Annotated in this window: 26 protein-coding genes and 4 pseudogenes; 27 read left to right on the top strand and 3 right to left on the bottom strand. The window is 35.9% G+C overall.

Annotation, left to right across the window (positions count from 1 at the left end; all coding sequences use genetic code 11):
- Nucleotides 1-197: 197 nt before the first annotated feature.
- Nucleotides 198-1,787 carry an N-acetylmuramoyl-L-alanine amidase gene (locus LCF45_RS04565; RefSeq protein WP_002125569.1) on the top strand — a complete coding sequence of 530 codons (1,590 nt, stop codon included), beginning with the start codon at nucleotides 198-200 and terminating at the stop codon, nucleotides 1,785-1,787.
- 160 nt (nucleotides 1,788-1,947) lie between these two features.
- Nucleotides 1,948-2,901 carry a TRM11 family SAM-dependent methyltransferase gene (locus LCF45_RS04570; RefSeq protein ID WP_002169062.1) on the top strand — a complete coding sequence of 318 codons (954 nt, stop codon included), beginning with the start codon at nucleotides 1,948-1,950 and terminating at the stop codon, nucleotides 2,899-2,901.
- A gap of 193 nt (nucleotides 2,902-3,094) precedes the next feature.
- On the opposite strand, the gene LCF45_RS04575 is transcribed toward LCF45_RS04570, so the two are convergent.
- Nucleotides 3,095-3,595, bottom strand: coding sequence for a DinB family protein (locus tag LCF45_RS04575; RefSeq protein ID WP_001273686.1), 501 nt, complete (start codon nucleotides 3,593-3,595; stop codon nucleotides 3,095-3,097).
- 462 nt (nucleotides 3,596-4,057) lie between these two features.
- Entirely contained in the window at nucleotides 4,058-4,273 is a 216-nt protein-coding gene (locus tag LCF45_RS04580) for a YflJ family protein (protein WP_003187606.1), read from the bottom strand.
- A 241-nt stretch (nucleotides 4,274-4,514) separates the two neighbouring features.
- Here LCF45_RS04580 and LCF45_RS04585 point away from each other — a divergent pair, with 241 nt between their 5' ends.
- The 8 genes from LCF45_RS04585 (at nucleotide 4,515) to LCF45_RS04620 (ending at nucleotide 11,273) form a co-directional block, all read left to right on the top strand.
- Complete coding sequence (locus LCF45_RS04585) at nucleotides 4,515-4,868, top strand: DUF3870 domain-containing protein (protein WP_001225455.1); 354 nt, start codon at nucleotides 4,515-4,517, stop codon at nucleotides 4,866-4,868.
- A gap of 90 nt (nucleotides 4,869-4,958) precedes the next feature.
- On the top strand, nucleotides 4,959-5,099 hold the full coding sequence (locus LCF45_RS04590; protein WP_263894595.1) for a hypothetical protein: 141 nt from the start codon (nucleotides 4,959-4,961) through the stop codon (nucleotides 5,097-5,099).
- A gap of 299 nt (nucleotides 5,100-5,398) precedes the next feature.
- Nucleotides 5,399-6,337, top strand: a complete 939-nt coding sequence (gene glaH, locus LCF45_RS04595) for a glutarate dioxygenase GlaH (RefSeq protein WP_263894596.1) — start codon at nucleotides 5,399-5,401, stop codon at nucleotides 6,335-6,337.
- A gap of 58 nt (nucleotides 6,338-6,395) precedes the next feature.
- Nucleotides 6,396-7,598, top strand: coding sequence for an L-2-hydroxyglutarate oxidase (gene lhgO, locus LCF45_RS04600; protein ID WP_087996534.1), 1,203 nt, complete (start codon nucleotides 6,396-6,398; stop codon nucleotides 7,596-7,598).
- Between the two features lie 250 nt (nucleotides 7,599-7,848).
- Nucleotides 7,849-8,310, top strand: coding sequence for a VOC family protein (locus tag LCF45_RS04605; RefSeq protein WP_002010888.1), 462 nt, complete (start codon nucleotides 7,849-7,851; stop codon nucleotides 8,308-8,310).
- A 254-nt stretch (nucleotides 8,311-8,564) separates the two neighbouring features.
- Nucleotides 8,565-9,617, top strand: a complete 1,053-nt coding sequence (locus LCF45_RS04610) for a proline racemase family protein (protein ID WP_088004571.1) — start codon at nucleotides 8,565-8,567, stop codon at nucleotides 9,615-9,617.
- 19 nt (nucleotides 9,618-9,636) lie between these two features.
- Complete coding sequence (locus LCF45_RS04615; RefSeq protein WP_144512674.1) at nucleotides 9,637-10,614, top strand: ornithine cyclodeaminase family protein; 978 nt, start codon at nucleotides 9,637-9,639, stop codon at nucleotides 10,612-10,614.
- Between the two features lie 146 nt (nucleotides 10,615-10,760).
- A complete protein-coding gene (locus tag LCF45_RS04620) occupies nucleotides 10,761-11,273 on the top strand; it encodes a hypothetical protein (protein WP_002030070.1) in 513 nt (170 codons plus the stop codon).
- Between the two features lie 108 nt (nucleotides 11,274-11,381).
- Here LCF45_RS04620 and LCF45_RS04625 read toward each other — a convergent pair whose 3' ends face one another.
- A complete protein-coding gene (locus LCF45_RS04625; RefSeq protein WP_002125589.1) occupies nucleotides 11,382-11,720 on the bottom strand; it encodes a hypothetical protein in 339 nt (112 codons plus the stop codon).
- A 318-nt stretch (nucleotides 11,721-12,038) separates the two neighbouring features.
- On the opposite strand from LCF45_RS04625, the gene LCF45_RS04630 reads away from it, so the two are divergent.
- The 17 genes and pseudogenes from LCF45_RS04630 to LCF45_RS04710 all read left to right on the top strand — a co-directional run.
- Nucleotides 12,039-13,628: an ABC transporter substrate-binding protein gene (locus LCF45_RS04630; protein WP_215560926.1), complete on the top strand. Its 1,590-nt coding sequence runs from the start codon at nucleotides 12,039-12,041 to the stop codon at nucleotides 13,626-13,628.
- A gap of 269 nt (nucleotides 13,629-13,897) precedes the next feature.
- Entirely contained in the window at nucleotides 13,898-14,848 is a 951-nt protein-coding gene (locus tag LCF45_RS04635; protein WP_263894597.1) for an ABC transporter permease, read from the top strand.
- Nucleotides 14,849-14,854: 6 nt separating this feature from the next.
- Nucleotides 14,855-15,706 carry an ABC transporter permease gene (locus LCF45_RS04640; protein ID WP_002186601.1) on the top strand — a complete coding sequence of 284 codons (852 nt, stop codon included), beginning with the start codon at nucleotides 14,855-14,857 and terminating at the stop codon, nucleotides 15,704-15,706.
- A 28-nt stretch (nucleotides 15,707-15,734) separates the two neighbouring features.
- A complete protein-coding gene (locus LCF45_RS04645) occupies nucleotides 15,735-16,727 on the top strand; it encodes an ABC transporter ATP-binding protein (protein ID WP_002114755.1) in 993 nt (330 codons plus the stop codon).
- Nucleotides 16,720-17,691, top strand: a complete 972-nt coding sequence (locus tag LCF45_RS04650) for an ABC transporter ATP-binding protein (protein ID WP_263894882.1) — start codon at nucleotides 16,720-16,722, stop codon at nucleotides 17,689-17,691. The genes LCF45_RS04645 and LCF45_RS04650 overlap by 8 nt, the downstream gene beginning before the upstream one ends.
- A gap of 114 nt (nucleotides 17,692-17,805) precedes the next feature.
- A pseudogene (locus LCF45_RS04655) lies at nucleotides 17,806-18,045 on the top strand (nucleotide excision repair endonuclease); the annotation flags it as partial.
- A gap of 170 nt (nucleotides 18,046-18,215) precedes the next feature.
- Complete coding sequence (locus LCF45_RS04660) at nucleotides 18,216-18,845, top strand: DUF4352 domain-containing protein (protein ID WP_215585811.1); 630 nt, start codon at nucleotides 18,216-18,218, stop codon at nucleotides 18,843-18,845.
- 163 nt (nucleotides 18,846-19,008) lie between these two features.
- Nucleotides 19,009-19,344 (top strand): annotated as a pseudogene (locus LCF45_RS04665) (RNase A-like domain-containing protein); the annotation flags it as partial.
- A gap of 18 nt (nucleotides 19,345-19,362) precedes the next feature.
- Nucleotides 19,363-19,662, top strand: a complete 300-nt coding sequence (locus LCF45_RS04670; RefSeq protein ID WP_016101713.1) for a contact-dependent growth inhibition system immunity protein — start codon at nucleotides 19,363-19,365, stop codon at nucleotides 19,660-19,662.
- A 775-nt stretch (nucleotides 19,663-20,437) separates the two neighbouring features.
- On the top strand, nucleotides 20,438-20,734 hold the full coding sequence (locus LCF45_RS04675) for a WXG100 family type VII secretion target (protein WP_070138818.1): 297 nt from the start codon (nucleotides 20,438-20,440) through the stop codon (nucleotides 20,732-20,734).
- Between the two features lie 162 nt (nucleotides 20,735-20,896).
- A complete protein-coding gene (locus tag LCF45_RS04680) occupies nucleotides 20,897-21,172 on the top strand; it encodes a TIGR04197 family type VII secretion effector (RefSeq protein ID WP_097953089.1) in 276 nt (91 codons plus the stop codon).
- A 41-nt stretch (nucleotides 21,173-21,213) separates the two neighbouring features.
- Complete coding sequence (locus tag LCF45_RS04685) at nucleotides 21,214-21,576, top strand: DUF3958 family protein (RefSeq protein ID WP_263894598.1); 363 nt, start codon at nucleotides 21,214-21,216, stop codon at nucleotides 21,574-21,576.
- Nucleotides 21,573-23,117, top strand: coding sequence for a T7SS effector LXG polymorphic toxin (locus LCF45_RS04690; RefSeq protein WP_263894599.1), 1,545 nt, complete (start codon nucleotides 21,573-21,575; stop codon nucleotides 23,115-23,117). Before LCF45_RS04685 ends, LCF45_RS04690 begins: the two co-directional genes overlap by 4 nt.
- Before the next feature lie 27 nt (nucleotides 23,118-23,144).
- On the top strand, nucleotides 23,145-23,525 hold the full coding sequence (cdiI, locus tag LCF45_RS04695; protein WP_002114737.1) for a ribonuclease toxin immunity protein CdiI: 381 nt from the start codon (nucleotides 23,145-23,147) through the stop codon (nucleotides 23,523-23,525).
- 225 nt (nucleotides 23,526-23,750) lie between these two features.
- Nucleotides 23,751-24,740, top strand: a pseudogene (locus LCF45_RS04700) (ribonuclease); the annotation flags it as partial.
- Between the two features lie 33 nt (nucleotides 24,741-24,773).
- Nucleotides 24,774-25,127: a type II toxin-antitoxin system toxin gene (locus tag LCF45_RS04705; protein WP_000877044.1), complete on the top strand. Its 354-nt coding sequence runs from the start codon at nucleotides 24,774-24,776 to the stop codon at nucleotides 25,125-25,127.
- A gap of 277 nt (nucleotides 25,128-25,404) precedes the next feature.
- Nucleotides 25,405-25,539, top strand: a pseudogene (locus tag LCF45_RS04710) (SMI1/KNR4 family protein); the annotation flags it as partial.
- Nucleotides 25,540-25,584 lie beyond the last annotated feature (45 nt).

Genomic DNA, 25,584 nt, shown 5'->3' on the forward strand with positions numbered 1-25,584 from the left:
AATCAGCCACTTTTTTGTGTATAAAAACTACTTAAATTGTATTTTATTTTACAATATTAAGAAAGTAGGTTTACTACAGAATTCTAGTATTATAAAATGATAGAGGCGCACTAATTTTTTTTGTTCGGATTTATTATGATTTGCATATTAAGATTACGCGTTATTATAAATGGTTTTTGAGAGGAGTATTATTTTTTATGAAGTATCGTGCAGTCGCGGCTGGTATTTTAGCCGCAAGTTTATTATCATCTCCAGTAAGTAGTTTCGCAGCAGGGAAAAAGTTTTCGGATGTTCCTACATGGGCGCAGGAATCGGTTGACTATTTAGTAGGGAAAAAAGCGCTTGATGGAAAACCAGACGGAACGTTTTCTCCATCGGAAGCAGTAGATAAAGGATCAGCTGCAAAAATATTAGCAGCAGTTCTTGGCTTACCAATTGATCCAAAAGCGAAACCATCTTTTAAAGATTCGCAAGATCATTGGGCAGCACCATATATTGCTGCGGTAGAAAAAGCAGGTGTAATTAATGGAGATGGTACTGGAAAATTCAATCCATCAAGCCAAATTAACCGTGCATCAATGGCATCTATGCTTGTACAAGCATATTCATTAGATAAGAAAATTATTGGAGAACTTCCAACGCAGTTTAAAGATTTGGAACCTCATTGGGGTAAGAAACAAGCTAATATTTTAGTAGCTTTAGAGATTTCAATGGGTACAGGAAATGGCTGGAATCCTGACGGTACTGTAACTCGTGCTGAAGCAGCTCAGTTCATCGCAATGGCAGATAAAAATAAAACAAATACATCGAAAAGAATGTATATGAATAGAAACTTTATTACATATCATCAAGCATCGTTATCATCTGGTATTACTGACGTTCAACATAAGCCACAAATGATTGAAGTGAAAGAGCAAAGAGCGGACGGTTGGTTGAAGGTTGTAACAAGTAAAGGTGAGAAGTGGACACCATTACAAGAAAAAACAGAGTCTATTAATCAAGAATTCACTACATATCAAGAAGCTTCACATACGTCTACAGTGGCAGGCACACATAAAGCACAACAAGTAACTGTTATTGAAGAAAAAGATAGCTGGATTCGTATCCGTATGGGGGCTGGTTTCCAATGGGTGGATAAAAATCAATTAAACCCAGTGAAGCAAGGTAACTTCCTAGAAGGTAAAGCGATTATTATTGATCCAGGTCATGGTGGAATTGATTCGGGGAACCCTGGTTATTATGAGAAAGAAAGTAAAACCGTATTAGATGTATCATTACGATTACAGAAAATATTTGAGAAAAAGACACCGTTTACTGTGTTATTCACTCGTACAGATGATACACGTCCAGGAACAAGTGGTCCTGATTCTTTAAAAAAACGTGTAGAATTTGCACAGCAAAATAATGGAGATATTTTTGTAAGTATCCATGCTAATGGTTCTGACTTGAAAAATGGACAAGGCACAGAAACATTATATTATGATTCAGCACGAGCAAGAGCAACGAATCCAAATGTAGAAGAGAGTCGTTTATTAGCAGAAAAAATTCAAAAACGTCTTGTGAATGCACTTGGAACAAAAGATCGTGGTGCGAAACATCAGGACTTATACGTAACTAGAGAAAATACAATGCCAGCTGTATTAGCAGAATTAGCATTTGTAGATAATAAAAGCGATGCTGATAAAATTGCTACACCAGAACAGAGACAAAGTGCAGCAGAAGCTATTTATCAAGGGATTTTAGATTACTACGAAGCAATGGGTAACAACGTATCTTCTTTCCGTTAATAAATAAAAGAGATTGCCATAGGCAGTCTCTTTTTATTTATAAAACAAATTATAAAGGTTTCTCTTTATTTCGGGCATGTGATATCATTTAATTTTACGTGAAAAAGTATTCGAGTAATTGTAATCATAACAATTTTAAACGATAAAGGATGATAATAGATTGAGTAATCATAGTAAAACACCTGCATGTATATATACGTATGCATTTCGCGAAGAGGAGCGTGCTTTATGTTACTTGGAAATGCGCTCGTTCTTTGGAATGGAGTCTCACGTTAATATTTTAAAAAGTGAAGTCAAGATTGCTCCGAGTAGAAGTCCGTTTATTAAAGAGCGCGTCGAGGTTATGTATGAAGGGGACGACTTAGAAAGCATTTTAGAACAAGTGGAACAAATTGATTTAGCGGGAGCGACATTCAAAGTTATCTTCGTTAAAATCAATGATCTTGGTAAAGAAAATAAAATTGAATATGGAGAAAGACGCCTTATTGAACGAGACCTCGGTATGCATATTGAAGGAGAAGCGGATGTTCGTAATCCAGAGCGTGTATTCGGGATTGTTCCTCTTGGAGGACGCTGGTACTTCGGACACTATGTAGAAAGTGATCCAGTTTGGTATCATCACATAAAAAAACCGCATAGTTATTCGACATCATTGAGCACACGTGTTGCTAGAGCTGTCGCAAATATCGCTGTACCAAACCCAGAGGGAGTACGAGCTATTGACCCGTGCTGCGGTATTGGAACAGTAGTAGTAGAAGCACTTTCTATGGGGATTAACATCGTTGGTAGAGATATAAATCCACTTGTGGTTCTTGGAACGAGAAAAAACATCGCACATTTCGGGTTTGAAGGAACAGTAACAAAAGGTCCAATCGAGGAAATTACTGAGAACTACGACGTTGCAATTATCGATATGCCCTACGACTTATTTACGCATGCAACACCAGAAGACCAGTTCTCCATTCTTTCAAGTGCACGCCGCATTGCAAAAAGGGTAGTCGTTGTTACGATGGAAACAATGGACGACATGATCCATGAAGCAGGATTTGAAATTACAGATCGCTGTATCACAAGAAAAGGATCATTTTCTAGACAAATTCTTGTTTGTGAATAGGAAAGGTCACCCGTTTATTAAATTACAGGATAGTTAGTCCATTATGAGGCTGATTATCCTTTTTTATTTAACAACAAATACAAAAACTCCATTTTGAATAAAGATTGATCAAAATGGAGTTACCCTTTTTAGCTAAGTATGAGATTTTTATAAAAAAGTTTGATTATTTTACTGAGCCTTAATGAATAACATTTCAAGAATACCAATAAAAAGCATAATCAGTCATAACTGAAGAATCACCCAACTGATGTAACATAGCTGAAATATTCCCTCTATGATAGGTTCCATGATTCACAACGTGTAAGACCATTTCAGATATACTTGTTTCTCTTAATCCTGCCCATGGATTATCCAACATTATTCTCTTTTCCATATCTTCCTGTCTGTTCAAAAAGGTTTTAAACCGGGATGTTAAAGTATGAAATTCCGTTTCTAAGTCTTCAATGGGCAGTTTCTCAATCTTTTCTTGAATTTGAAATGAAGATTGCATTGCTTCATTCATACTCTGACCCTCAAGGGTATGAAGCCATCCATATTCCACCAAATAGAGATGAGATAAAACCTTTGAAACAGAAGAAAAGACACTTTTCATTTCCTTTTGATATTTCTCAGGAGAAAGTGTCTTAAGATGATCAATAATCCGTTGATTTGCCCATACATGATAGTTATATAGATTTTCTACATGATTTGCCATACAATCGCCTCCTTATCATCACGTTTTTTAATGTTCTTTATCAGAATGAATTATTCCTTTAAATATCATTACTTATTTGATGAGATCTTCAACTAAATGGCCCAATTGTTGAACAAAGGTCAAAGCAATCTTCAACTAACCTGCCCCGTTAGTTGAAGTACATTTCTTCACAATGTTTATCGTTAGATTAACATAAATATCCAACAAGAAAACATCAAACCTCTAAGAAATCTATAGAGGTTTGATGTTTTTAATCAATCTTTTTTACAAAGCTACACTTGTGACAAAAAAGCTTATTTTTTCATTTTGTGGTGATTCTGAATTCTTAAGTTGATGGGCATGCCTGTGTAGGTGACCTTTTTTTGGTTTGTATCAATGTGTGATTAGTTGGTAGTTTAGATGGGAGATTTGACGGGATTTGTTGAATAGACGATATATCTCGAGAGTTGTTTTGTTAGTAAATTACTCTTCTTTCGTTGTCTCTTGTTGTGCGATTAATAAATTGCGTAATACGTGTGCGCGGTAACTTTCTAGTTTTCGTCCCTCATGATAGCGAACACCTAATTTTTTTAGCTCAGCTACGTACCAGCCTTTCGTTCCGTAATACATGAGACCACTTCCTTTTTTCTTTTGAACAGTATATGTGCCGGGGCGAGAGAATTTTCTTTTTTTATTCATGAAATTCGCGGAATTAAACATTGAATATTCAGTTTATTTTTATTATGATTAACTTATTATCGGATGACAGTGATTAGCCCCGCTGTAAGCCCAGATTTATGTTTGAAAATGAAGAGTGTAAACTTCTTTCCACTTGAGCTTCTTTAGCAGAAGTACGAGCTATAAGGATAAGGGTAGTAAAATTCAATGCAAATGTGTACATTGTTTTTCTGGCTCTTAACATAGTAACGGAGGATGAAATATGCGTAAAGGGACTTTTTTTATGGCAGGACATTCGAGACTTCCGAAAGGTATGGCTGTTCGCAGTATGTATGAAACATTAACAATTACAATTGAGGCAGATCATAAATATCATGTCATTATTGAAGCGTCATGTACGCTTGCGACAGAGCATGGTAGAGACTTCGTCGCTCAAATGTTGAGAGGACATAGTTTGCAAGATGGTATTGAGGAAATCGTTCAAGATATTACGGACCATTATCAAGGAAAAGCGCAAAATGCTATCGTCAGTGCGGTGAAAGATTTACATCGCCAATACGTAAGTTATTTAAATGATGAACAGCCTAGAGGAGAGTACGAGGAAACAACACCATAAAAACTATCTAGTTTACAACCATAAACGAGAGCCAGTTGTATTTCCGTTAACGGGATACGACTGGCTTTTTATATTGAGGAGGCAAGTAATATGAAAAAATTAAGTGAAGTTCAAGCTGTGAAACAAGAGAAGAAAAAAAGAGGATGTGCGGAAAGTAAGGGGATTTGTGAAATGTGTAAAGTATGTAAAGTATGTAGAGAAAAAAACGAATTGACAGTTAGAAAATTTTGAATTATTATTTAATTAACAAGATCCATACGAGAAATTAGCCTTCTCTATATTCGATCTTGCTTTCCTGTTTTACAAATATTTTCATACAAACTGTCTATTATTATTGTACTTTAAGAGATTAAAGAACACTCGTAATTATGAGCCAGTTGTACGTTTCTACGATTTTATGTCGTGGATGCGTATGACTGGCTTTTTCGATGTTAGGGCAGTAAGACCGAATCTCAGCATAAGAAGATAAGGATAACTGTCTGTAAAAAACGTCAATAAGTTCTTCATATTTAAATTAGGGAGGAATTGAAATGTCGATTATTACAGAACAAAGTACGAAGATGAAATTTGCAAAGAAATATGAGGGGTATGAAATTGCTCCTCATCCAGAGCATAAACGTTTATATCATATTACGCTAAAACAGCAATTGCTTAAGCAGTTTTTTGAAGAGGTAAAAGAGCATTCAGAGCAGTTACTGCAATACATTCCCTATTCTCGATTTAATCTTGCGGATGGAATGAGAAAGATTTTTGGGCAATCATTTATGGATAACATTCGCGGCATTGTTCATGACCGTGAAACGGGCGGATTTACAATTGGGGTGCAAGGTGAAACGGCAGATCCAGCAGACTACGTGAAATTTGCAACAGCATTAACACATTTAATCGGGGAGCCAAACTTTGATGCAATGACAGGAACGTATTATGCTAGGTTTAATGTGAAAGATACGGATAGTAGTGATTCTTACCTTCGTCAAGCGTACCGATTGTTTACACTGCATACAGACGGTACATTCGTTGATGAGCCGACAGATTGGCTTCTTATGATGAAAATTGAAGAGCAAAATGCAGTAGGCGGAGAATCTCGTTTACTACATTTAGACGATTGGGAAGACCTTCAGAAATTTAGAAATCATTCGCTCGCATCTGTTAAGGTTACGTATAAAGCACCACCAAGTAAAAATGCGCAAGAAATCGTCTATCGTGAAACATTTTTTGATGTGAATAACGCACCATGTATTTGTTTTATTGATCAGTTTGCCTATCCAGATAATATTGAACAAGCAAACTATTTGAAAGACTTATCATATTCTGTTGAAAACTCACCAGCAACACATGCATTGAAATTACCAATTGGTGACTTAGTTCTTTTAAATAACTTATTTTGGATGCACGGAAGAGCTGCATTTGAAAAAAATAAAGATTTATATAGAGAACTAATGCGTCAACGTGGTTGTTTTTCTAAATAAGTTTGTACGGCGGGTCTTAAAAAAGGCCTGCCTTTCATCATATTAAGGGGGAAGTAGGATGTATGACTTTATAATTATTGGCGGAGGAATTGTTGGGCTTTCAACGGGAATGGCTTTAACGAAAAAATTCCCTCGTGCGAAAATCGCGATCATTGAAAAAGAAAAGGAACTTGCACATCATCAAACTGGACATAATAGCGGAGTAATTCACTCTGGAATTTACTATAAACCAGGGAGTTATAAAGCAAAGTTTGCCAAAGAAGGAAATGCAGCTATGGTTCAATTTTGTGAAGAAAATGACATCGCTTATGACATGTGCGGAAAAGTAATTGTCGCTACAGAAAAGGACGAACTTCCTCTTTTACATAACTTATATGAAAGAGGCTTACAAAACGATTTACATATTGAAAAGATAGGTAAGGAAGAATTAGCTGAAATTGAACCTCATGTAAAGGGACTTGGGGCAATCCGTGTTCCATCTTGCGGGATTGCTGATTATAGAGGAGTAAGTTATGCATTTGCTCGCTTAATTCAAGAAAGCGGCGGAGAAATACATTTAGGAACAACAGCGGAGCGTATTACTGAGAAGAAAGACGCTGTAACAATTGAGACAAATCAAGGTGTATTTAAAACGAAATTTCTCATTAACTGCGCTGGCTTACATAGTGACCGTATTGCGAAAAAGACAGGGATATTAACAGATATGAAAATTGTTCCGTTTCGTGGTGAATATTATGAACTTGTCCCAGAAAAACGCCATCTCGTAAAACATTTAATCTATCCAGTTCCAAATCCAGAATTTCCGTTTTTAGGTGTTCATTTCACAAGAATGATAAACGGAGACGTACATGCAGGACCAAACGCCGTATTAAGCTTCAAACGCGAAGGCTATACGAAAACAGACTTCAACATAAAAGACTTCATGGAAACAATGACATACACAGGATTTTGGAAAATGGCGATGCCAAATATGAAAGAAGGCATAAAAGAAATGGTGCGCTCATTTAGTAAACAATCATTCCTAAAAAGCTTACAGCGCTTAATACCAGAGCTTACAGAGAAAGATATCGTGCCAACCCATGCAGGAGTAAGGGCACAAGCCATTTTATCAAACGGAAATATGGTTGATGACTTCTGCATTATCCCTGGTGTAAATTCTCTGCATATTTGCAATGCACCGTCTCCGGCTGCAACGGCTAGTATAAAGATAGGTGAGGAAATTGCTAAGCAAGTGCCAGATGTGGTGGCGGTTAGGGTTTGATGGGTAATGGGTCCTCCGAGTGATTTGAGTCATAAATCCGCCTCACTTTGAACGATAATATTACCGTAAATCATGAATTTGAAGAACCCCTTCTTATAAAGTAAAACTTTAATCAGTGATGGTTTTTCTTCAGCATTAGGGCTACGAAATTGAAAAATATTTAAAGAAAATACGATATCACTTCTATTTCTAGTTTATTAAAGTAGGCTTTATAGTAAGGATTTCTAAAAATATAAAGGAGGGATATGCTTTGTTTCCAGGTACTTTATATGAAACACATGTTAAAACAAAAAATTTAGAAGTGGCAAAAGAGTTTTATACTAAACTGGGATTATTTCATGCTCGCACTATTGAAGAACGCCGTGTAGCTTTCTTTTGGTTTGATAAAGAAAATAAGAAGGAACAAATGCTGGGCATTTGGGAAGTATCGGAAGAAGCATTCCATACAAGTCACTTCGCATTCAAGGTTAACTATGAAGAAATCATTCATGCAAGAGAATGGCTTCTTAATAAAGGAATAAACCCAAGGGCTGCTTTCGGTCTTGAACCTTCCGAGCCTATGGTTCAAACTTGGACACCTAGTGCAAATCTTTATTTTTACGATCCTGACGGCAATTCTTTAGAATTTCTATGTTTACTTCCTGAAAAGAAAAAAGTAAAACAAGATGTCATGTATTTGAGTGAGTGGGAAAGCTTGGGGAGTGAAGAATAAATTCGATTTTTAACTCAAATCCCGTAAATCTATGGCTTAAATCATCCCCTGAGTTTTCGGGGGATTTTTTTGTTTTGGGGCTAATAATCACCTACTGTATAAAAAAGTAGACAGTAGTGTGTATTTTTCAAAAAATGTATACAGATTTATTCCGCATTAACTGCCCGTAAAAGCCCGATTGGCGTGGGCTAATAATCAGTGGGGGATGAAGCCCCCCACTGATTAAAGTTTCACTTTATACTCTATGCGTTGGCATGATACTTGCAATGAAAATAGTATTAACATATAGGGGAGAGATAGAAATGAAGGTTAGTAAAATATACACAACAATTGATGCTCACGTAGCTGGGGAACCGCTTCGAATTATTACGGGCGGAGTGCCAGAGGTAAAGGGAGAAACGCAATTAGAAAGACGCGCATACTGCATGGAACATTTGGATCATCTTCGTGAGGTTCTTATGTATGAACCGAGAGGACATCACGGCATGTACGGTTGTATCATTACTCCGCCCGCAAGTCCTCATGCTGATTTTGGCGTATTATTTATGCACAATGAAGGCTGGAGTACGATGTGTGGTCACGGAATTATCGCTGTTATTACAGTTGGAATTGAAACAGGTATGTTTGAAGTGACAGGTGAAAAACAAAAATTTATTATTGATAGCCCTGCTGGGGAAGTCATTGCGTACGCAACATTTAACGGGAGCGAAGTAGAGTCAGTATCATTTGAAAACGTTCCTTCGTTCGTATACAAAAAAGACGTTCCTATCAAAATAGATGACTATGAATTTCAAGTAGATATCGCGTTTGGCGGAGCATTCTACGCTGTAGTGGATAGTAAAGAGTTTGGTTTGAAAGTCGATTTTAAAGATTTAGCTGCAATTCAAACGTGGGGCGGTAAAATTAAACACTACATTGAAAGTCAAATGGAAGTAAAACATCCACTTGAAGAAGATTTAAAAGGAATATACGGAGTTATTTTCTCAGATGAACCGAAAGGAAAAGACGCTACTTTACGAAATGTAACGATCTTTGCTGATGGGCAAGTAGACCGTTCCCCTTGCGGTACAGGAACATCCGCAAGAATCGCGACTCTTTTTGAAAAAGATGCCTTACAAAAAAGAGAGATGTTCATCCACGAATGCATTACTGACGGCCAATTTGAGGGAGAAGTATTGTCGGTAACAGCGGTAGATACATATGAAGCTGTCGTTCCGAAAGTAACGGGGAATGCATTTATTACAGGATTTCATCAGTTCGTTGTAGATCCGAGGGATGATTTGAATCGGGGATTTTTGTTAGGATAAGAGGAGGAGGTGGAAAGATATGCTAGTCATAAGCGCGAACGAACAACGAAACTTAGTAAATATGAAGGAAGTCATTGAATACGCGGCGCTTGCTTTAAAAGAATTTTCAGCAGAAAGAACGATTACACCAATTCGTGGCTCATTACCATTTGCGAACGAGCAAAATACCGCATTAATTATGCCTTCAGTAGCGGAAGGACTCGAAGCGCTCGGTTTAAAAGTAGTAACGGTAGCTCCGCATAATAAAAAGATAGGAAAGAAAACGATAAACGGGATCGTTATGCTATCAGACTTTAAAACGGGAGAACCGCTTGCGCTTTTAGAAGGATCGTACTTAACGATGATTCGAACAGGTGCCTTATCAGGAGTAGCGACAAAACATTTAGCTCGTCATAACGCAAAAAACTTATGCATTATCGGTACAGGTGAACAAGCGAAAGGAATTGCAGAAGCTGTACTCGCCGTTAGGGATATCGAAAAAATCATTCTATATAACCGAACGGAAGAAAAAGCCTATGCATTCGCGCAATATATACAAGAGAAATTAGGCAAACCGGCTTACGTTTACACAAATCCAAATGAAGCAATAAGCGAAGCAGACATCATCATCACAACAACGAATGCATCCACACCAGTCTTCTCAGAAAAACTACAAAAAGGCGTCCACATAAACGCCGTCGGTTCATTTAGACCGAGCATGCAAGAACTACCATCCCACGCCATCGCGAATGCAAACAAAGTAGTAGTCGAATCAAAAGAAGCAGCACTAGAAGAAACAGGTGACCTTCAAGTTCCTATAAAAGAAGGGTTATTTGAGGCGAGCGACATCCACGCCGAACTTGGTCAGATTATAAGCGGAGAAAAAGCTGGTAGAGAGAACGATGAAGAGATTACTATTTTTAAATCGGTTGGTTTGGCGGTAGTGGATATTATCGTTGCGAAGTATTTGTATGAGAAAGCGGTGGAGTGTGGAATGGGTACTACGATTCAGTTGTGAGGCTGCCTTTGGGTGGTCTTTTTGTTTATAATGCGCGTATGCATCTCGATTGTAATGTGTAGTGTTTGCAAAGAAATTATGTGATGTATTATATATTCTGTTAAAATTAAACAAAAATGCATATAAGAAATTGCAGGTGAGAAACCTTGGATTTAGTTCGAAAATTAACTCGTATTTATGGCTTAGGGCTTTGCTGTGGGTTGTGGAGTAAAGCTGAAGTAATTCAATGGTGTGATAAATTGATTGAAGCAAGTGACAGCCCGCCATATGAAATAATTGAGATATCCTTAATGTCTAAAGCAAAGATAGATGATATTGAAGGGAAGTTATTTGAGTTTAGTAGCACAGTTGATGAAGAATACACTGTTAAGTTAACTCTTTCCGTCATTCATGAAAAACTAAAAAAACATGAACTGACGATTGAAGAATCAATTAAATGCACCACTAGACTTTTAGTCAACAGGGGGGTGCATTGGGAGGCGGAATACTTTGAATTGTATAGTCTAGACGATAGCTATGACTTAGCTAAAGATGGTGTTCATTTTGATTTAAGTCAAGTTATTCATACATATATTGAAATGTTAAGTATTTATAGTAAGTATTTTAGTGGGTTTGAAAAACTGTATTTTAAAGTAATGGGAAATGAATGGAGATTTTAATGTATATCAGTATTTGATTAGCTTTGTTTGTCCCTTATTTTCCAATTGGAGAATAAGGGACAAAGTTTTATGAAGGAGTAAATTTAGATATCAAGTATGCAGATTTTTTTACCATTCCCGCCATTCTTCTGTTATATCTTCTTCGGATTCTAAGCCAGCTATTCGTGCTGCTGTATCGATAAATTCATAGAGATCTTCTCTTTCCATTGTTTCGATAAAATAGTCATGTTCGTCATTTAATTCATTTATATTAACAACTACTTCTTTAACGACTTGCATTATTTTGACTTCGGTTGGATTCTCTCCCAATAGCTCTAAATTGTTAATGTAAGTGTCGAGAACTTTATTTGTTGCACTTATATTTTCTTCAGTGAAAAACTCGCCATCTTCATCATTCTCAATCCATGGGGTTGTGGGTTTGTTTTTTTTCAATTCATCAAATGTCATAAGAGCCTCCTAAAAGTGTTTTTTATCTTTAATCCCATTCTACATTTTCAATTATATATAACAACCATTTCAGAGAAACTTTCTGTAGGTTGCTAGTTTTTCAACGCATTTTACGAGGCCATCTATTCGAGGTCTTTTTATTTTCTCCCCCGCATAAATATATTTTATCGCAAGAATTCATTAATAGATTTCAAACTGTCTATCTTTGCAAAAAAGTTTGACAATACATACGGGTAGTGGTAATTTAAAACCTATAAGAAAACTCGGTATTAATTCCGAGTTTTCTTATAGGTGTAAATAGTCGAGAGGGGTCGAAATATGAAGAAGAAGTTGTTTGCATTACCATTTGTCCTACTATTACTTATTGCATTAGCGGCTTGCTCAGGGGAGAAAGATTCTTCGAAGCAAGCAGGAACTAGTAAATCAGGGACTCCGAAAGATGGAGGAACGTTAACAGTTGGTGTTAGTGATAATCCAGATACGATGAACCCGCTTTATGCGAATGATCGAGTGTCATTAACGATACAGCAAGCTTTATATGCACCGCTGTATCATATGGAAGACGGTAAGAAAAAGTTTGTTCTTGCTGAGAGCTTTACGCCTTCAGAGGATCAATTAACATGGACTTTAAAATTAAAGGATAATTTGAAATGGCATGATGGTAAGAAAATTACATCAGATGATATTGTATTTACATTCAAATCTATTCTAGATGAGAAGCAAAATAGTTCAAGCCGTGAAAACTTTATTTTTAAAGGAAAGCCGCTTGAGGTGAAAAAAGTGGATGAGCTAACGACTCAATTTGTATTACCACAAGTAAGTGCATCTTTCGAAGGGGTTATGAACGATTTCTTCCCAATTCCGAAACATGTATTTGAAGGTGAAGCAGATTTAGTGAAGAGTAAGAAAAACCTACAACCTGTAGGATCAGGTCCATTTAAGTTAAAAGAGTTTAAATCAGATGAATATGTTGCGTTAGAGCGATTCGATGATTATTTTGCTGGTAAAGCGAAATTAGATTCTGTCGTGTACCGCGTTGTAAAAGACCGTAATACAGCAAACGTTTCATTGCAAAATGGTCAAATTAATATGAAGATGATCGAACCGCAAGACTTTAAGAAATTAGATAGCACTGGGAACTTCTCAATGGTGACATTCCCTGAAGGTAGATTATTCTACTTATCTTATAACCAAAATACAGATCTTATGAAGAAAAAAGAAGTGCGCCAAGCAATTGCGCATGCGTTAGATAAGAAAGAAATGATTAACTCAGCATTCGTTTCTAGTCAATTCGCAGAACCAGCAAATTCAATCTTAACGCCAGACGCTATGTATTATGCAAAAGACATTAAAGATTATAAGTATGATAAAAAAGAAGCGAAAGATTTATTAGCGAAAGCTGGCGTGAAAGATAAAGAAAAAGTACGCGTTATGTATGTAACGAATAATAAAATTATGGAAAGCTTAGCGCTTTATACACAACAAAAATTACAAGAAGTTGGCTTACAAGTTGAACTGAATGCATTAGATGCTAGTGCGGCAAGTGAGAAGAGCTTAGATAAAGAAAATAAAGAATATGACATTACATTCGGTGGTTACATAATGGGACCAGAGCCAGATTCATATAAGAGCTTATTCTTAAGTAATGCTGAATACAATTACGCACGTTATAAAAACGCTGATTTCGATAAATTATGGGAAGAAGCTGCAGTTGAAACAGATAAAACGAAACGCGCAGAACTATACCATAAAATTCAAGAGACAGCTAGAGAAGACTTACCTTATCTACCAATCGCATATCCGAAAGCAGTTATTGCAGTAGATAAAAAGTTTAATGGATTAAAAGAAGCAAAAGCAATTCCTGTCACAATGTTTGAAGATCTATCGAAAATCTATGAAGTGAAATAAGAAACAGTAAAGAAGCTGGTGGAAATCAGCTTCTTTATCCCGCTTTAATGGGCTAATAATCAGTGAGGATGGACAAAACCCCCACTGATTAAAGTTTCACTTTATCCCGCATTAACGGGCAGTAAGACTCCCACCTCGAAAGTCAACTGAGGCAAAGAAGTGAGGTGGGAGATCAACTGCCTGTAAATGCCCGATTGGTTCAACTAATAATCAGTGGGGATGAACCCCCCACTGATTAAAGTTTCACTTTATCTTGAGGGGGGAAGTTTGTGTATAAAGTAATTGCAAAGAGGCTTTTAAATGCGATTCCGCTTTTATTTGTTATTTCTATTATTTCTTTTCTATTAATAAAACTAGCGCCGGGCGATCCCGTTCGAAACTTTGTAACGCCGAATATGAGTCCGATTGACGTTGAACGTATTCGCAAAAGTTTAGGACTAGATCAGCCGATTTACGTGCAATATTTTTTATGGTTAAAAAATATTTTAACAGGGAATTTTGGATACTCACTTCAAAACTATCGTCCTGTTTTAGAACTTATTACAGAAAGATTACCCGCAACAATCGGGTTAATGGGATCATCTTTACTCGTCTCATTTGTAATCGCAATACCGCTTGGATTATTTACAGGTGTGAAAAAGAACTCGTTCTTTGACCGCATTGTGAACTTCATCTCCTATGTGGGAATCTCAATGCCAGTCTTTTGGTTCGCGTTACTATTAATCTATTTATTCTCTTTAAAATTGAACATGCTTCCGAGTATGGGTATGCGCACAGTCGGTCAAGATTCCTTCTGGGATATTGTCCAGCACGGCATTTTACCTTGCATGGTGCTAGCGTTCCAAAACATCTCTGTTTATATGAGATATATTCGCTCAAGTACCATCCAGCAATTAGAGGAAGATTACGTACAAATTCAATATGCGTACGGTGCTTCACAGAAAACAGTTTTATTTAATCACGTACTTCGAAACGTATTAATACCGATCATTACAATCTTCGGATTATCCATTCCAAGTTTAGTAGGCGGAGCGTTCATTACGGAAACAGTATTCTCATGGCCGGGACTTGGTTCACTCGGGGTAAATGCTATTTTTAGATTTGATTATCCAATTATTATGGCAATCACATTATTATCATCGTTCATGTTAATTCTCGGTAATTTAATTGCTGATATTTTATATGGCGTAGTAGATCCGCGCATTCGAATGAGGGGGTGATTTGGAATGAACAATAGGAGATTTCAAACGATAAAAAATAGTTTTACAAAAAATAAGTTTGTAGTAATGGGAGTTATTATACTGGGTGTTTTAACAATCGCGTCTCTTTTCGCATTCGTATCACCGTACGATCCTAGTAAAATGTCGATTCCAGATCGTTTACAAGAACCGAGTTTAAGTCATCCTTTCGGCACAGACGATTACGGAAGGGATTACTTAACGAGAGCGTTATATGGCGGACGAGTTTCCCTTGCTGTTGGTTTTCTAGCGATGGTTGTTTCCATTACAATCGGGACCGCAGTAGGAACAATTAGCGGATATTTTGGCGGAAAGTTAGACAACTTCTTAATGCGAATTGTTGAAGTTTTAATGTCAATTCCATCATTCTTTTTAATGCTGTTATTAAATGCTTATTTAAAACCAGGAATTACAACGCTTGTTCTTATTATCGGACTATTAACGTGGATGGATACCGCGCGTATCGTAAGGGCAGAAACGTTATCTGTAAAAGAGCGTGAGTACGTGTTATACGCAAAAGTATCTGGACAAAAATCACTCATGATTATTGTAAGACACATCATTCCTAACATTTTATCAACCATTATAATCGCAGCGACATTAACAATTGCGACATCGATTTTAATGGAATCATCACTTAGCTTCTTAGGATTAGGTATTAGAGAACCAGATTCTTCTTGGGGCAGCATGCTAAATAATGCGCAAGGGTATATAGGTGAAGCTTGGTATTTAACACTCTTCCCAGGGTTCCTTATTCTATTAACTGTACTAAGTTTTAACGTAATCGGTGAAGCATTGAAAAAAGCTTTCGCACCAAAAGGGGCTCATCATGAGAACTAATGCTTTAAGTGAGGGGGGAGTGAAAAGCGTGTCTGAAAAACTATTAGAAGTAAAAAACTTAAAGACTTCTTTTTTCATAGAAGACGGCGAAGTAGAAGCTGTTCGCGGCGTTTCATTTAGTTTGAAAAAGGGTGAAGTCGTTGGGATTGTTGGCGAATCGGGAAGCGGAAAGAGTGTTATGGCGAAATCCGTTATGGCTCTCGTTACGCCTCCGGGGAAAGTGAAAGAAGGAGAGATTCTTTTTCAAAATGAAAACGTACTTTCTAAATCGGAGAAAGAATTACGCTCTATTAGAGGAAATCAAATTTCACTTATATCCCAAGATCCAATGTCGGCATTAAACCCAGTTGTGAAAATTGGTAAGCAAATGACGGAAGTAATTATTCGGCATCAAAAAGTGAAAAAGAAAGAAGCACAAAATATCGCGGTCAATTTGCTAAAACAAGTTGGTCTTTCTTCACCGGAAGAAAGGGTAAAACAATATCCACATGAACTAAGCGGCGGAATGAAACAGCGGGTTATGATCGCGATGGCAATGTCTTGTAACCCAGACCTTCTCATTGCGGACGAACCGACGACAGCACTTGATGTAACGATACAAGCGCAAATACTAGATTTAATGAAAAACTTAAAAAACGAAACGAATATGTCGTTACTTCTTATTACACATGATCTTGGAATTGTTGCGCAAAACTGTACACGCGTTATCGTTATGTACGGTGGACTTATTATGGAAGAAGGACAGGTACTTGATATTTTCCAATCGCCGAATCATCCATATACGAAAGGGCTATTAAACTCTCTGCCAAAAATATCGAACGGAGTAAAAGAAAGACTAGCTCCAATTCAAGGTGTAACACCAAACTTACTACACCCGCCGAAAGGGTGCCCATTCGCAGAGCGTTGCCCACATAAAATGGACATTTGTGAAAAAGAACGTCCACCATATTTTGAAATCGGAAACGGAAGACGCTCTATGTGCTGGCTAAACGATAGGGCGGTAGGTGATTCCCATGCATGAAGAAAACTTAATTGAAGTTCGGAACTTAAAAAAGTATTTTCCTATTAAAAAAGGACTATTCGGCAGAAAAACAGAGCAATTAAAAGCAGTCGATGACCTAAGCTTCACAATAAAAAAGGGTGAAACATTCGGGCTGGTAGGAGAATCGGGCTGCGGAAAATCAACGACAGGAAGAAGTATCATTCGCTTACACGATGTAACTTCAGGTAACATTCTATTCGACGGAAAAGATATCGCGGATCTAAAGGAAAGTGAACTAAAAGAATATAGAAAAAGAATGCAAATCATTTTCCAAGACCCATACGCATCATTAAACCCGACAATGAACGTATTCCAAATTATTAGCGAACCGATGAACATTCATGGCTCTTACGAAAAAGAAGAACAAAAAGAAATCATTCTAGACCTTCTCAAAAAAGTAGGCCTAAAAGAAGAACACTTATATCGCTATCCGCACGAATTTAGCGGAGGACAAAGACAGCGCATCAGCATCGCGCGTGCACTATCTGTAAAACCAGACTTCATCCTATGTGACGAACCAATCTCAGCACTAGACGTCTCAGTCCAAGCACAAGTCGTAAACATGCTGCAGGACATTCAAGAAGAAACAGGCGTCACATACTTATTCATCGCACATGACCTATCCATGGTAAGACACATATCAGACCGAATTGGAGTCATGTACTTAGGAAACATAGTAGAAATTGCCGACAGCGAAGACCTATACACAAAACCGGCACATCCATACACACAAGCACTACTCTCATCCATGCCAGAACCAGATCCAACAAACACAGGCAAAGAACGGATCATCCTAGAGGGAGAAGTACCAAGCCCACTCAACTCACCATCCGGCTGCAAATTCAGAACGAGGTGCAAATTCGCCACTGAAAAATGCGCGCAGGAAGTACCGAAGATGGTCGCGATTGCAAAAGGGCATCAGGTAGCTTGTCATTTGTTTTAGGGGAAAGCACTAGGGGGACCTAGTGCTTTTTTCTTTTGTGTGGGGGTGTGGGATTGGTTGTAGACTAATGGTCAGTGACTGTTTATATTTGTATCTCCTATCATATACTTCTCTTTATTTTTCAACTATAATTTGAATGACGAACTTCTTTTTGTTGGGAAAGCACGCAAAGTAAGACAACGTATTAAAAAGCATTTTGAAGATAATGTATCACCAATTAAAAATCATCGTGATGAAGTGTATCGTATTGATGTATGTATTGTAGAAAATCCGATGGAAAGAGAAATTTACGAAACATATATGATTAACGAATTTCAAGCGAAGTATAATGTGGATAAAGTATTTTATAAATAACATCAACGTAAAACATGATCTTGGTACTACATCAAGATCATGTTTTTTTATATGCAATAAAAACAATTGATTATTCTTAATCATTCGACAAGATGCAACAATTTAAGATGGTATTTTTTGCTATGATAAGTAAGGAATTTACATATCGTGTTATTGGGGGATAAAAAGAGATGTTGAAAAAATTTACTACATGTATTTTAGGTGGCGCTTTAGTATTCAATTTATCTGGTTGCGGCAATACATCCGACAAAACTTCTTCAGAATCTAAAGAAACCAATTCTAAACAAGAAGAAAAGAAAGTGCAAACAACTGATGAGGCGAAAACGAAAGAGAATACAAAGCAGAAAAATACAGAACAAACAAAAGAGAAATCAAAAGTAAAAGAAAAAGAGTATACTGTAAACAAGAATTTTCATACACCTAAATTTGATGTAACTGTAAAAAGAGTTGTAGAAAGAGATAAGGTTGGTAAAGAAAGTATAGGATTCCAAGAACCTGAAAATGGACATGTCTTTATTGTTGTAGAAGTAGAAGGGAAAAATATCACAGACGAATCGATGAAATTAGCCGTTTTACCATCAGTGGATTTAGTGGATGAAAATGATAATGCTTACCAAAGTGATGTGTGGGCAGCTAGTAGTTATGAGGTTGAAAAAGGTGAGACCTCTACTATTACTAAGGAATTAAAACCAGGGGAGGTAAAGAGACAAAATAAAGTTTACGTGATTAATAAAGAAAAATTTGATACAGGAAAATGGTATGTACTTGTTAACCATGAGTATAAGGAACAAATTAAATAGTGTTTATTTATTAAGAGGAGATGACTCCTCTTTTTTTGTTACAAGTTAACACAAAATTTCGTTTTGAGGGACTGCCTTTTGGTAGTCTTTTTTGCATGAAATTTTGTAAAGCAAGAAAAAGTAGAATATTTAATGATTAAAATTGATAATATTCTAATATTCAATAGAAAGACATGTTGAAATACCTGATGAGGCATTGGCTCAACGATTAATAGATGATCAGAACATCACTGGGTCTTCATCTTTTAATGATTTAGAAAAAGCCCAAAAAGTTGCTGATGCAGTATTAACTAATCCTCAAAATATACGTAAAATAGAAAGGTGGCTAGCTGATCCATACAGCCCACCAACTTTAGCGTTAAGGTATAGAGGTGATGAAATTATTGGTCGATCTATATTAAGAACATCTGAAGATGTTTTAGAGGTAACGAACGCTAAAATTGTCTTAAAAAAAGATGGAGAAGGAAGTTATATTAGAACAGGATTCCCCATCAGATAGAAATTTAGGAGGCTATTTATGAATGATAAAGATTATATTTATGAAGAATTAAGTGATTTTTTAGATGGAACATTCCATCAAGATATGGGAACACCAGAAAAAGCCTTACACGAATTTATAGAAGAAGCTCACAAAATTTGTATAGAAAATACTATAAATTACATAACTGCATTTTTAAACAGTGATCTATCCACGGAAAAAAAAGAAGAATTCATTGAATATTATACAGATATTTATTTTCCTGCTTTAAAACTAGCTCCCCTAGAATGGCTTGAACAAACAGGTGAAACATTAAAACAAGCATTAAAAAATACTTAGTGAAAATCGACCGCTTATAGTAGGCGGTCTTTTCTTCTTCTTAATTTACATTCACATACGCATTGCTAACAGGGGTATCGCCAAATGCCATCGAGATAAAATTTTGAAGTACCCCCAAAATGAAAATTTTCTTTCTCTAGAGTTAGTTACTTTGAAAAGTCGGCAGTTTTTTCGTTTTGGGGTATTTGCTTTTCTTAGCTTGAGGGCGATGGGGGATTGATTGGTGGTTTTGGCGCTGAATTTTGCGGAATTTGTCAGTAAATCGATATGTTGTGCCGAAACGTTGATATATTCGAAGTTACGATCGATATAATTGAATAATCGTTGATATATTTTTGTAGAGAGTGGGATTGGTTGTAGACTAATGGTCAGCGACTGTCTATATTTGCATGTCTTATCATATAATTCCCCTTATATTCAAATATAATTTTAATGACATGTTAGATTATATATTCCGTCCTTAATATATTTAAAGGGTGATTGGGTATTAAGATTAATTAATAGAATGAAAGATTTGGATTAAATGCACCTATATTATTAAATTCGGGAATAATATCTCTAACGCTGAAAAGATATTTGATCTAGGGATTATTTTCTATATTTTGGAAATTATTAAAGCGAGAAAAAGTAGAATATTTAATGATTAAAATTGATAATATTCTAATATTCAATAGAAAGATAAAACATTTAAAAGTTCAGAATAATACATTATAATATATTTAGTAAAATTAACCAATATATATTTTGCTCATTATGTATTAAAGGGGAAATGAAAATGGCTGGACAAATTCGTATGTCACCAGAGGAGCTTAAATCGAAAGCGGCTCGATATGGACAAGGTGCAAATCAAATTGAGGATATTTTACGTCAATTACAAAACTTACAAAATGAATTAAGAGGAGAATGGGAAGGTCGTGCTTTCGAAGGTTTTGATCAACAGTTCAATGAATTAAAGCCAAAAGTACAAAACTTTGCACAGCTATTGCAAGAAATTAATATGCAGCTGAATAAAACTGCAGAGGCTGTTGCTTCTCATGATGAAGAATTATCACGTAATTTCGGTTTGAAATAAAAATTGCTTTACTCTATATAACAAGCATTTTAAATGAGCCATACAGCTTATATTGTATGGCTCATTTGATTGCATGCCTAGAGCGAGTGATATTGATAGGGATATATATTTAATGAGATTTCTTTGATGCATTTGGAAAACTTATAGAAAGGGTTTGAAAGAATGGGACAATTTCAAAGTAATTTACAAACAGCAACGCAAATTGCTACGAAAATGGGATCAGCCTCTGATAGGATTCAAAGTGCAACAAGTCGTTCCATAACAAAGGCTACGCGTACAACATTATCTGTTAATTCCAAAGCACAAGAAGCGAATCAACAAATGTTAGATTTTACGAAACAATTTTCTACTGCCTTTCAACAAGCGGTCGATAATATTCATTCAGTAGCCCAAGAGTTTGAGAGAATGGATAACGAACTTCACAATACTTTTCGCTAATGTGACAACCTACATAAAGGTAAAATGGTAGGAGGAATATGATGAGTCAAGATATTGAAAAACAAATCAATCAAGTAAATCAAAAGTTAAGAAGTGTATTTGAAGAACAAGACCGAAATCAATCCGCGATTCACATTCAGGAGCAAGCGGAAGCAGATTTTTATGAATGGAGAGGTCGAAGCCATCGTTTGTTTGATCGAATTTTAGGAACTTGGCATGATGATAGAGAAATGTCTCAGTTTTTTATGAATACATATCAAGATGCAAAACATATTGAAAGAAAAGTCACATTTGAATTGGAAAACAAAAAAGAAACGCTGCTTAAAGAAAGACGAGACCTTAGTGATTTAGAAAACGACCTTTCTTATCAACAACAAAAATTAGCAAGGGAGGTCAATGCATGAGTTTAAATATGTATTTGGGAGAAGTACAAAGCCAAACTCAAAGCATGAATGCTGTATGTACCGCTACCATTCAAGGCATGGAACAAGCCATTCAGTCGATTGACGCTTTTGCAGTTGATACTGTGTTACAAGGGCAAACATATAGTAGTGCAAAAGCATTTTTTGTTCAAACCTTTCGTCCTTTAGCGCAAGGAATCATTTATTTATGTGAAGAATTAATCCGTCAGAATGATGCTTTTCCAAGTCAATTTCAATCAAAGGTAGCTTCAACTGATGTCATTGAACAAGAAATATTAGAACAGATTCGGGACATTGACCGAATGAAAGCAAGTATGGAAGCCATTAGTCAAGCTATGCCAATCCCGGGTATGGATGCTATGGTAAATCTTTTTACTGTCATGAGGAAAAAACTGCAAGAAAAATTAGAACATCTATATGAATTTAATTATACTTCTAGTAGTAATTATGATACAGCACTTCAACTAGCTGCTAGTATCGCACAAGGTTTAGCAGAGGTACAAAGTGGAAAAGGTTTTAGTCCTGCAAGTGGTACATTTAGTACACAAGGGTTGAATATGGAATGGACAACTTCAATTCAAGCAATTACAGAAAGTAAAGCTCGTAAAGCACAAATTGAAAAAGCAATTGCTTTACGAGAACAAGAAGCAAATAGACCATGGTATGAAAAAACAGCTATCAGTACTTGGGAATTTATGAAAGAATTTTTTCAAGGCGCTGGCAGCGCGGCTTTCGAAAGCGTTATTGGACTAGAATCACCTGATAATGATGAATTAGAAAGCAAGTTAACTTATCAAGCGGGAAGGTTCACGGGAAATGTTATAGCAGGAGCGGCATCCATTATAGAAATTCTAGAAGGTCTTACCGTCATAGGCGGCTCTAATTTTTTAACTCTAGTCGCAACAGTAGGAACTGGTGGATTAGCATCACCAATTGCTATTACATTTGATGCAGCTGCTACAACGGCTGGAGTTAGTCTTGTTGGACATGGTGTATTTGTTGGGCGTAATGCAATTCAAAATAGTAAGGATACTCTTCAAAAATTCCAGTCTTCTTCTAATGGATCTAGTGGTGGAGTTAAAAAAGAAGTCGATAATACCTTTAAAGCGACTCCTAAATTAGAAAATCATATTAAAAACATAGACCCCTCTGTTCCAAGAAGGAGAGGTATTGGTGGAGCACACAACAGTGAAGAGTTCTTTAAAAACGATATAAAAATAGTCAGTGAATCACCTTCAAAAATTCCAGGTGTAAAAACAGTAGAATACAATATGCCTAAGTTAAATATGGATGGCACTCCTACAGGAGAGTATGGAAATAAAGTATTCACAAAAACCATTTATGATCCTAAAATTATAAGTGATAAGGAATTTATTAACCGTGGAATTGAAGCAGCTAATGACGCTAAATTAAAAACTAGTGATGGAGTTCTTTCAAGAGAATGGACAGGTGTTGACAGTAAAGAGATAACTTGGAGAGGATACCATAAAGATGGAGAAATCTCTTCTTTTTTTCCAGAATAAATTAAAGATATACGAGGAGAGATATGTATGCAAAGAGAATTTAGATTAAAAGATGAGGATTTACTAGATTTAACTCATTTCCCTATACAAGCAGTGTTTAATATGGTAGATGATGAAAGATTTTTAAAGGTAATCAATTCAGTTTGTGAAGGAGTAGGATTTGGAGAGGAATATGGCGCATGTACTTTTCCAGGAGATTTGGATGAGTATGATATTGCCAATGGAGATTCATTTGAAGGAGTAGAATTTGCATTATACAGTGGTGATGAGGTAATAATTGATTATCGAACACTTTATCATTATTTAAAAAAAATGTGTGAGGGTTATTCGAAAAAGTATCCAAACACAATTAAGAGATTAGAAGACAGTCTTAACAAATTTATTGAATTATACAATATTAATAGGTAGAGACTATTTATAACTTACCCAAAATCATTATAAAAGGGTTACCGCCACATTGCCATCAAGCTAAAATTTTATTGTACCCCCAGAACGAGATTTTGTGCTAATTGGTCACAAAAAAGCTAGTTTTTTGGTTTTTAATATTTTAATTAGAAAAAGAAGACTACTATTTGCTTTTTAGTCTTCTTTTATTTGCTTTTTAATAGGTTGATATATATTTTAAAAGAAATTAAAGGTGAAATGTGTGGTAAGCTACCTGAAAAATCTACTGGTGAAAAAATTTGGGACGGTATTGTAGATGGGACGGGACAAGCAGTTAGCGATACAATAGACGGAATAGAAGCTTTAGGAGATTGGGAAACGTGGGAAAACATGGGGAACGCTGCTTTGCACCCTATTGATACCCTTAGTACCATGTATAATGCATTATCGGATTCATTTATTAATGATGTAATAAATGGAGACGCAGAAAGTCGGGCAAAGTGGGGAAGTTATGCTTTAACACAAGTTGGAGTAGGACTTATTGGTGATAAAGGATTAAGTAAAGCAAGTAAATTAGGTCAAGCGGGTAAAGTGACCAAACTAGCAAAAAATAAGATTCCGCAAGCTATTTCACATATTACAAGTAATTTACAATTGGGAGATCGCTTTGCTTTTGCTGGTGGAAATAGTTTGCGATTTAGATCTGATACGCCTGATTTTAAAAAAGCTGAAGAAAAACTGTCGACCTATCAGTTTGCTAGGGGTGAAAGTGATTCCGGTGGGAGTAATTTTGTTGATGAAAATCATACATCTTCACTTTCTAATAGGGAAATTATATCTAATTTACAACATACAGAAAAATTTAGACCAAATACACTCAAACATATCCTAGAGGGTGAAATAAATTGGCGTGGTGACGCAATGGGTTATCATACTGAAGTATTGGAGAATACACCTGGAAAAATAATTAGCGGAACAGAAGAGATATTAAATGATCAAGGCATCTATAAAGCTAGGGTAGAAGTAAATGGAACCCCTAAAACTGGAAATAGAGGATTTTCCACATTTTTCCCTAAAGATTGGAGCCCACAAAAGATTGTAGATAATATAAATGAAGCATATAATAATAGAACGTATGAATTTGGTAACACATATTCTGGAATAGGTTCAGAGGGTATAAGGATTAGCATGTATATAGATGGGAATGGGAAAATTATCTCTGCTTTCCCATCGGAATAAATTTTATCTTTAGTATAAAGGAGTACAATAGTAATGAAATATCCATATAGCTTTGAAGTACTTACCAATGGAAAACTAGTTATGAGGCTTCCTCAAGAAATTAAACTTATTGAGACTTTTTTAGGCGTTGAAGTTTCTGCGTTTGGAGATTGGATTTTAGAAGAAATACATAGTGTTTTAAATGGGAAAGAAAATTACGTAGTAGTAAATGGAAACATTTGCGGTTTAGAAATTCGGAAAGATACAACTACTGTCCTAGACAATTTGGCTGAAGATGGTAAGGGAGATTTTTGTGAGATAGAAACGATTGAATTAGTAGATTTAATTCATATTTGGCTAGATAAACAAAAAGAATTTAAAAAAGGAAAAAATAAAGAATTGAAATAATAGATAGAGCTGACTTCTTATAGAAGTCAGCTCTATCTATTATTTCATATTTCTCCCATTATCTCAGGTTTTAAAGTCTTTTTTCCTAGATAATTATCAGCAATAGTCATTGCAAAAGAATCTAAAGGTATTTAGATATGATGATGGGTGGAGAGATAGTTCACATTATTAGGAAACCAAATTCTGTAGGAGTATATGTTGCAGAAGTTAAAAGTAGGGGTCTTCCAAAACAAGCGAAATCTTCGTTTTTTTCCTGAATATTGGAATGAAATTCAAAATGAAGATTAAAAATGGTAGTAAACTTCAATCACCAAATGATGAATTAATTGAATCATTTGAGGAATATTGTGAGATAAAATTACCAACTGATTTTATAGATTTTTTGAAAAAATATAATGGTTCTATTCCAATTACTAATGTTTTTTTACATGAAAAAAACGAACTTTTAATTGAACGT

The organism is Bacillus sp. 41-22 (genome assembly GCF_025809295.1).
In the GTDB taxonomy this organism is placed as follows: domain Bacteria; phylum Bacillota; class Bacilli; order Bacillales; family Bacillaceae_G; genus Bacillus_A; species Bacillus_A mycoides.

Excerpts from the sequence above, each read along its gene's own strand:
- LCF45_RS04565 (WP_002125569.1), top strand. The coding sequence starts at position 198 with ATGAAGTATCGTGCAGTCGCGGCTGGTATTTTAGCCGCAAGTTTATTA.
- LCF45_RS04575 (WP_001273686.1), bottom strand. The coding sequence starts at position 3,595 with ATGGCAAATCATGTAGAAAATCTATATAACTATCATGTATGGGCAAAT.
- LCF45_RS04580 (WP_003187606.1), bottom strand. The coding sequence starts at position 4,273 with ATGAATAAAAAAAGAAAATTCTCTCGCCCCGGCACATATACTGTTCAA.
- LCF45_RS04585 (WP_001225455.1), top strand. The coding sequence starts at position 4,515 with ATGCGTAAAGGGACTTTTTTTATGGCAGGACATTCGAGACTTCCGAAA.
- LCF45_RS04590 (WP_263894595.1), top strand. The coding sequence starts at position 4,959 with ATGAAAAAATTAAGTGAAGTTCAAGCTGTGAAACAAGAGAAGAAAAAA.
- glaH (WP_263894596.1), top strand. The coding sequence starts at position 5,399 with ATGTCGATTATTACAGAACAAAGTACGAAGATGAAATTTGCAAAGAAA.
- lhgO (WP_087996534.1), top strand. The coding sequence starts at position 6,396 with ATGTATGACTTTATAATTATTGGCGGAGGAATTGTTGGGCTTTCAACG.
- LCF45_RS04610 (WP_088004571.1), top strand. The coding sequence starts at position 8,565 with ATGATACTTGCAATGAAAATAGTATTAACATATAGGGGAGAGATAGAA.
- LCF45_RS04615 (WP_144512674.1), top strand. The coding sequence starts at position 9,637 with ATGCTAGTCATAAGCGCGAACGAACAACGAAACTTAGTAAATATGAAG.
- LCF45_RS04625 (WP_002125589.1), bottom strand. The coding sequence starts at position 11,720 with ATGACATTTGATGAATTGAAAAAAAACAAACCCACAACCCCATGGATT.
- LCF45_RS04630 (WP_215560926.1), top strand. The coding sequence starts at position 12,039 with ATGAAGAAGAAGTTGTTTGCATTACCATTTGTCCTACTATTACTTATT.
- LCF45_RS04640 (WP_002186601.1), top strand. The coding sequence starts at position 14,855 with ATGAACAATAGGAGATTTCAAACGATAAAAAATAGTTTTACAAAAAAT.
- LCF45_RS04650 (WP_263894882.1), top strand. The coding sequence starts at position 16,720 with ATGCATGAAGAAAACTTAATTGAAGTTCGGAACTTAAAAAAGTATTTT.
- LCF45_RS04660 (WP_215585811.1), top strand. The coding sequence starts at position 18,216 with ATGTTGAAAAAATTTACTACATGTATTTTAGGTGGCGCTTTAGTATTC.
- LCF45_RS04670 (WP_016101713.1), top strand. The coding sequence starts at position 19,363 with ATGAATGATAAAGATTATATTTATGAAGAATTAAGTGATTTTTTAGAT.
- LCF45_RS04675 (WP_070138818.1), top strand. The coding sequence starts at position 20,438 with ATGGCTGGACAAATTCGTATGTCACCAGAGGAGCTTAAATCGAAAGCG.
- LCF45_RS04680 (WP_097953089.1), top strand. The coding sequence starts at position 20,897 with ATGGGACAATTTCAAAGTAATTTACAAACAGCAACGCAAATTGCTACG.
- LCF45_RS04685 (WP_263894598.1), top strand. The coding sequence starts at position 21,214 with ATGAGTCAAGATATTGAAAAACAAATCAATCAAGTAAATCAAAAGTTA.
- LCF45_RS04690 (WP_263894599.1), top strand. The coding sequence starts at position 21,573 with ATGAGTTTAAATATGTATTTGGGAGAAGTACAAAGCCAAACTCAAAGC.
- cdiI (WP_002114737.1), top strand. The coding sequence starts at position 23,145 with ATGCAAAGAGAATTTAGATTAAAAGATGAGGATTTACTAGATTTAACT.
- LCF45_RS04705 (WP_000877044.1), top strand. The coding sequence starts at position 24,774 with ATGAAATATCCATATAGCTTTGAAGTACTTACCAATGGAAAACTAGTT.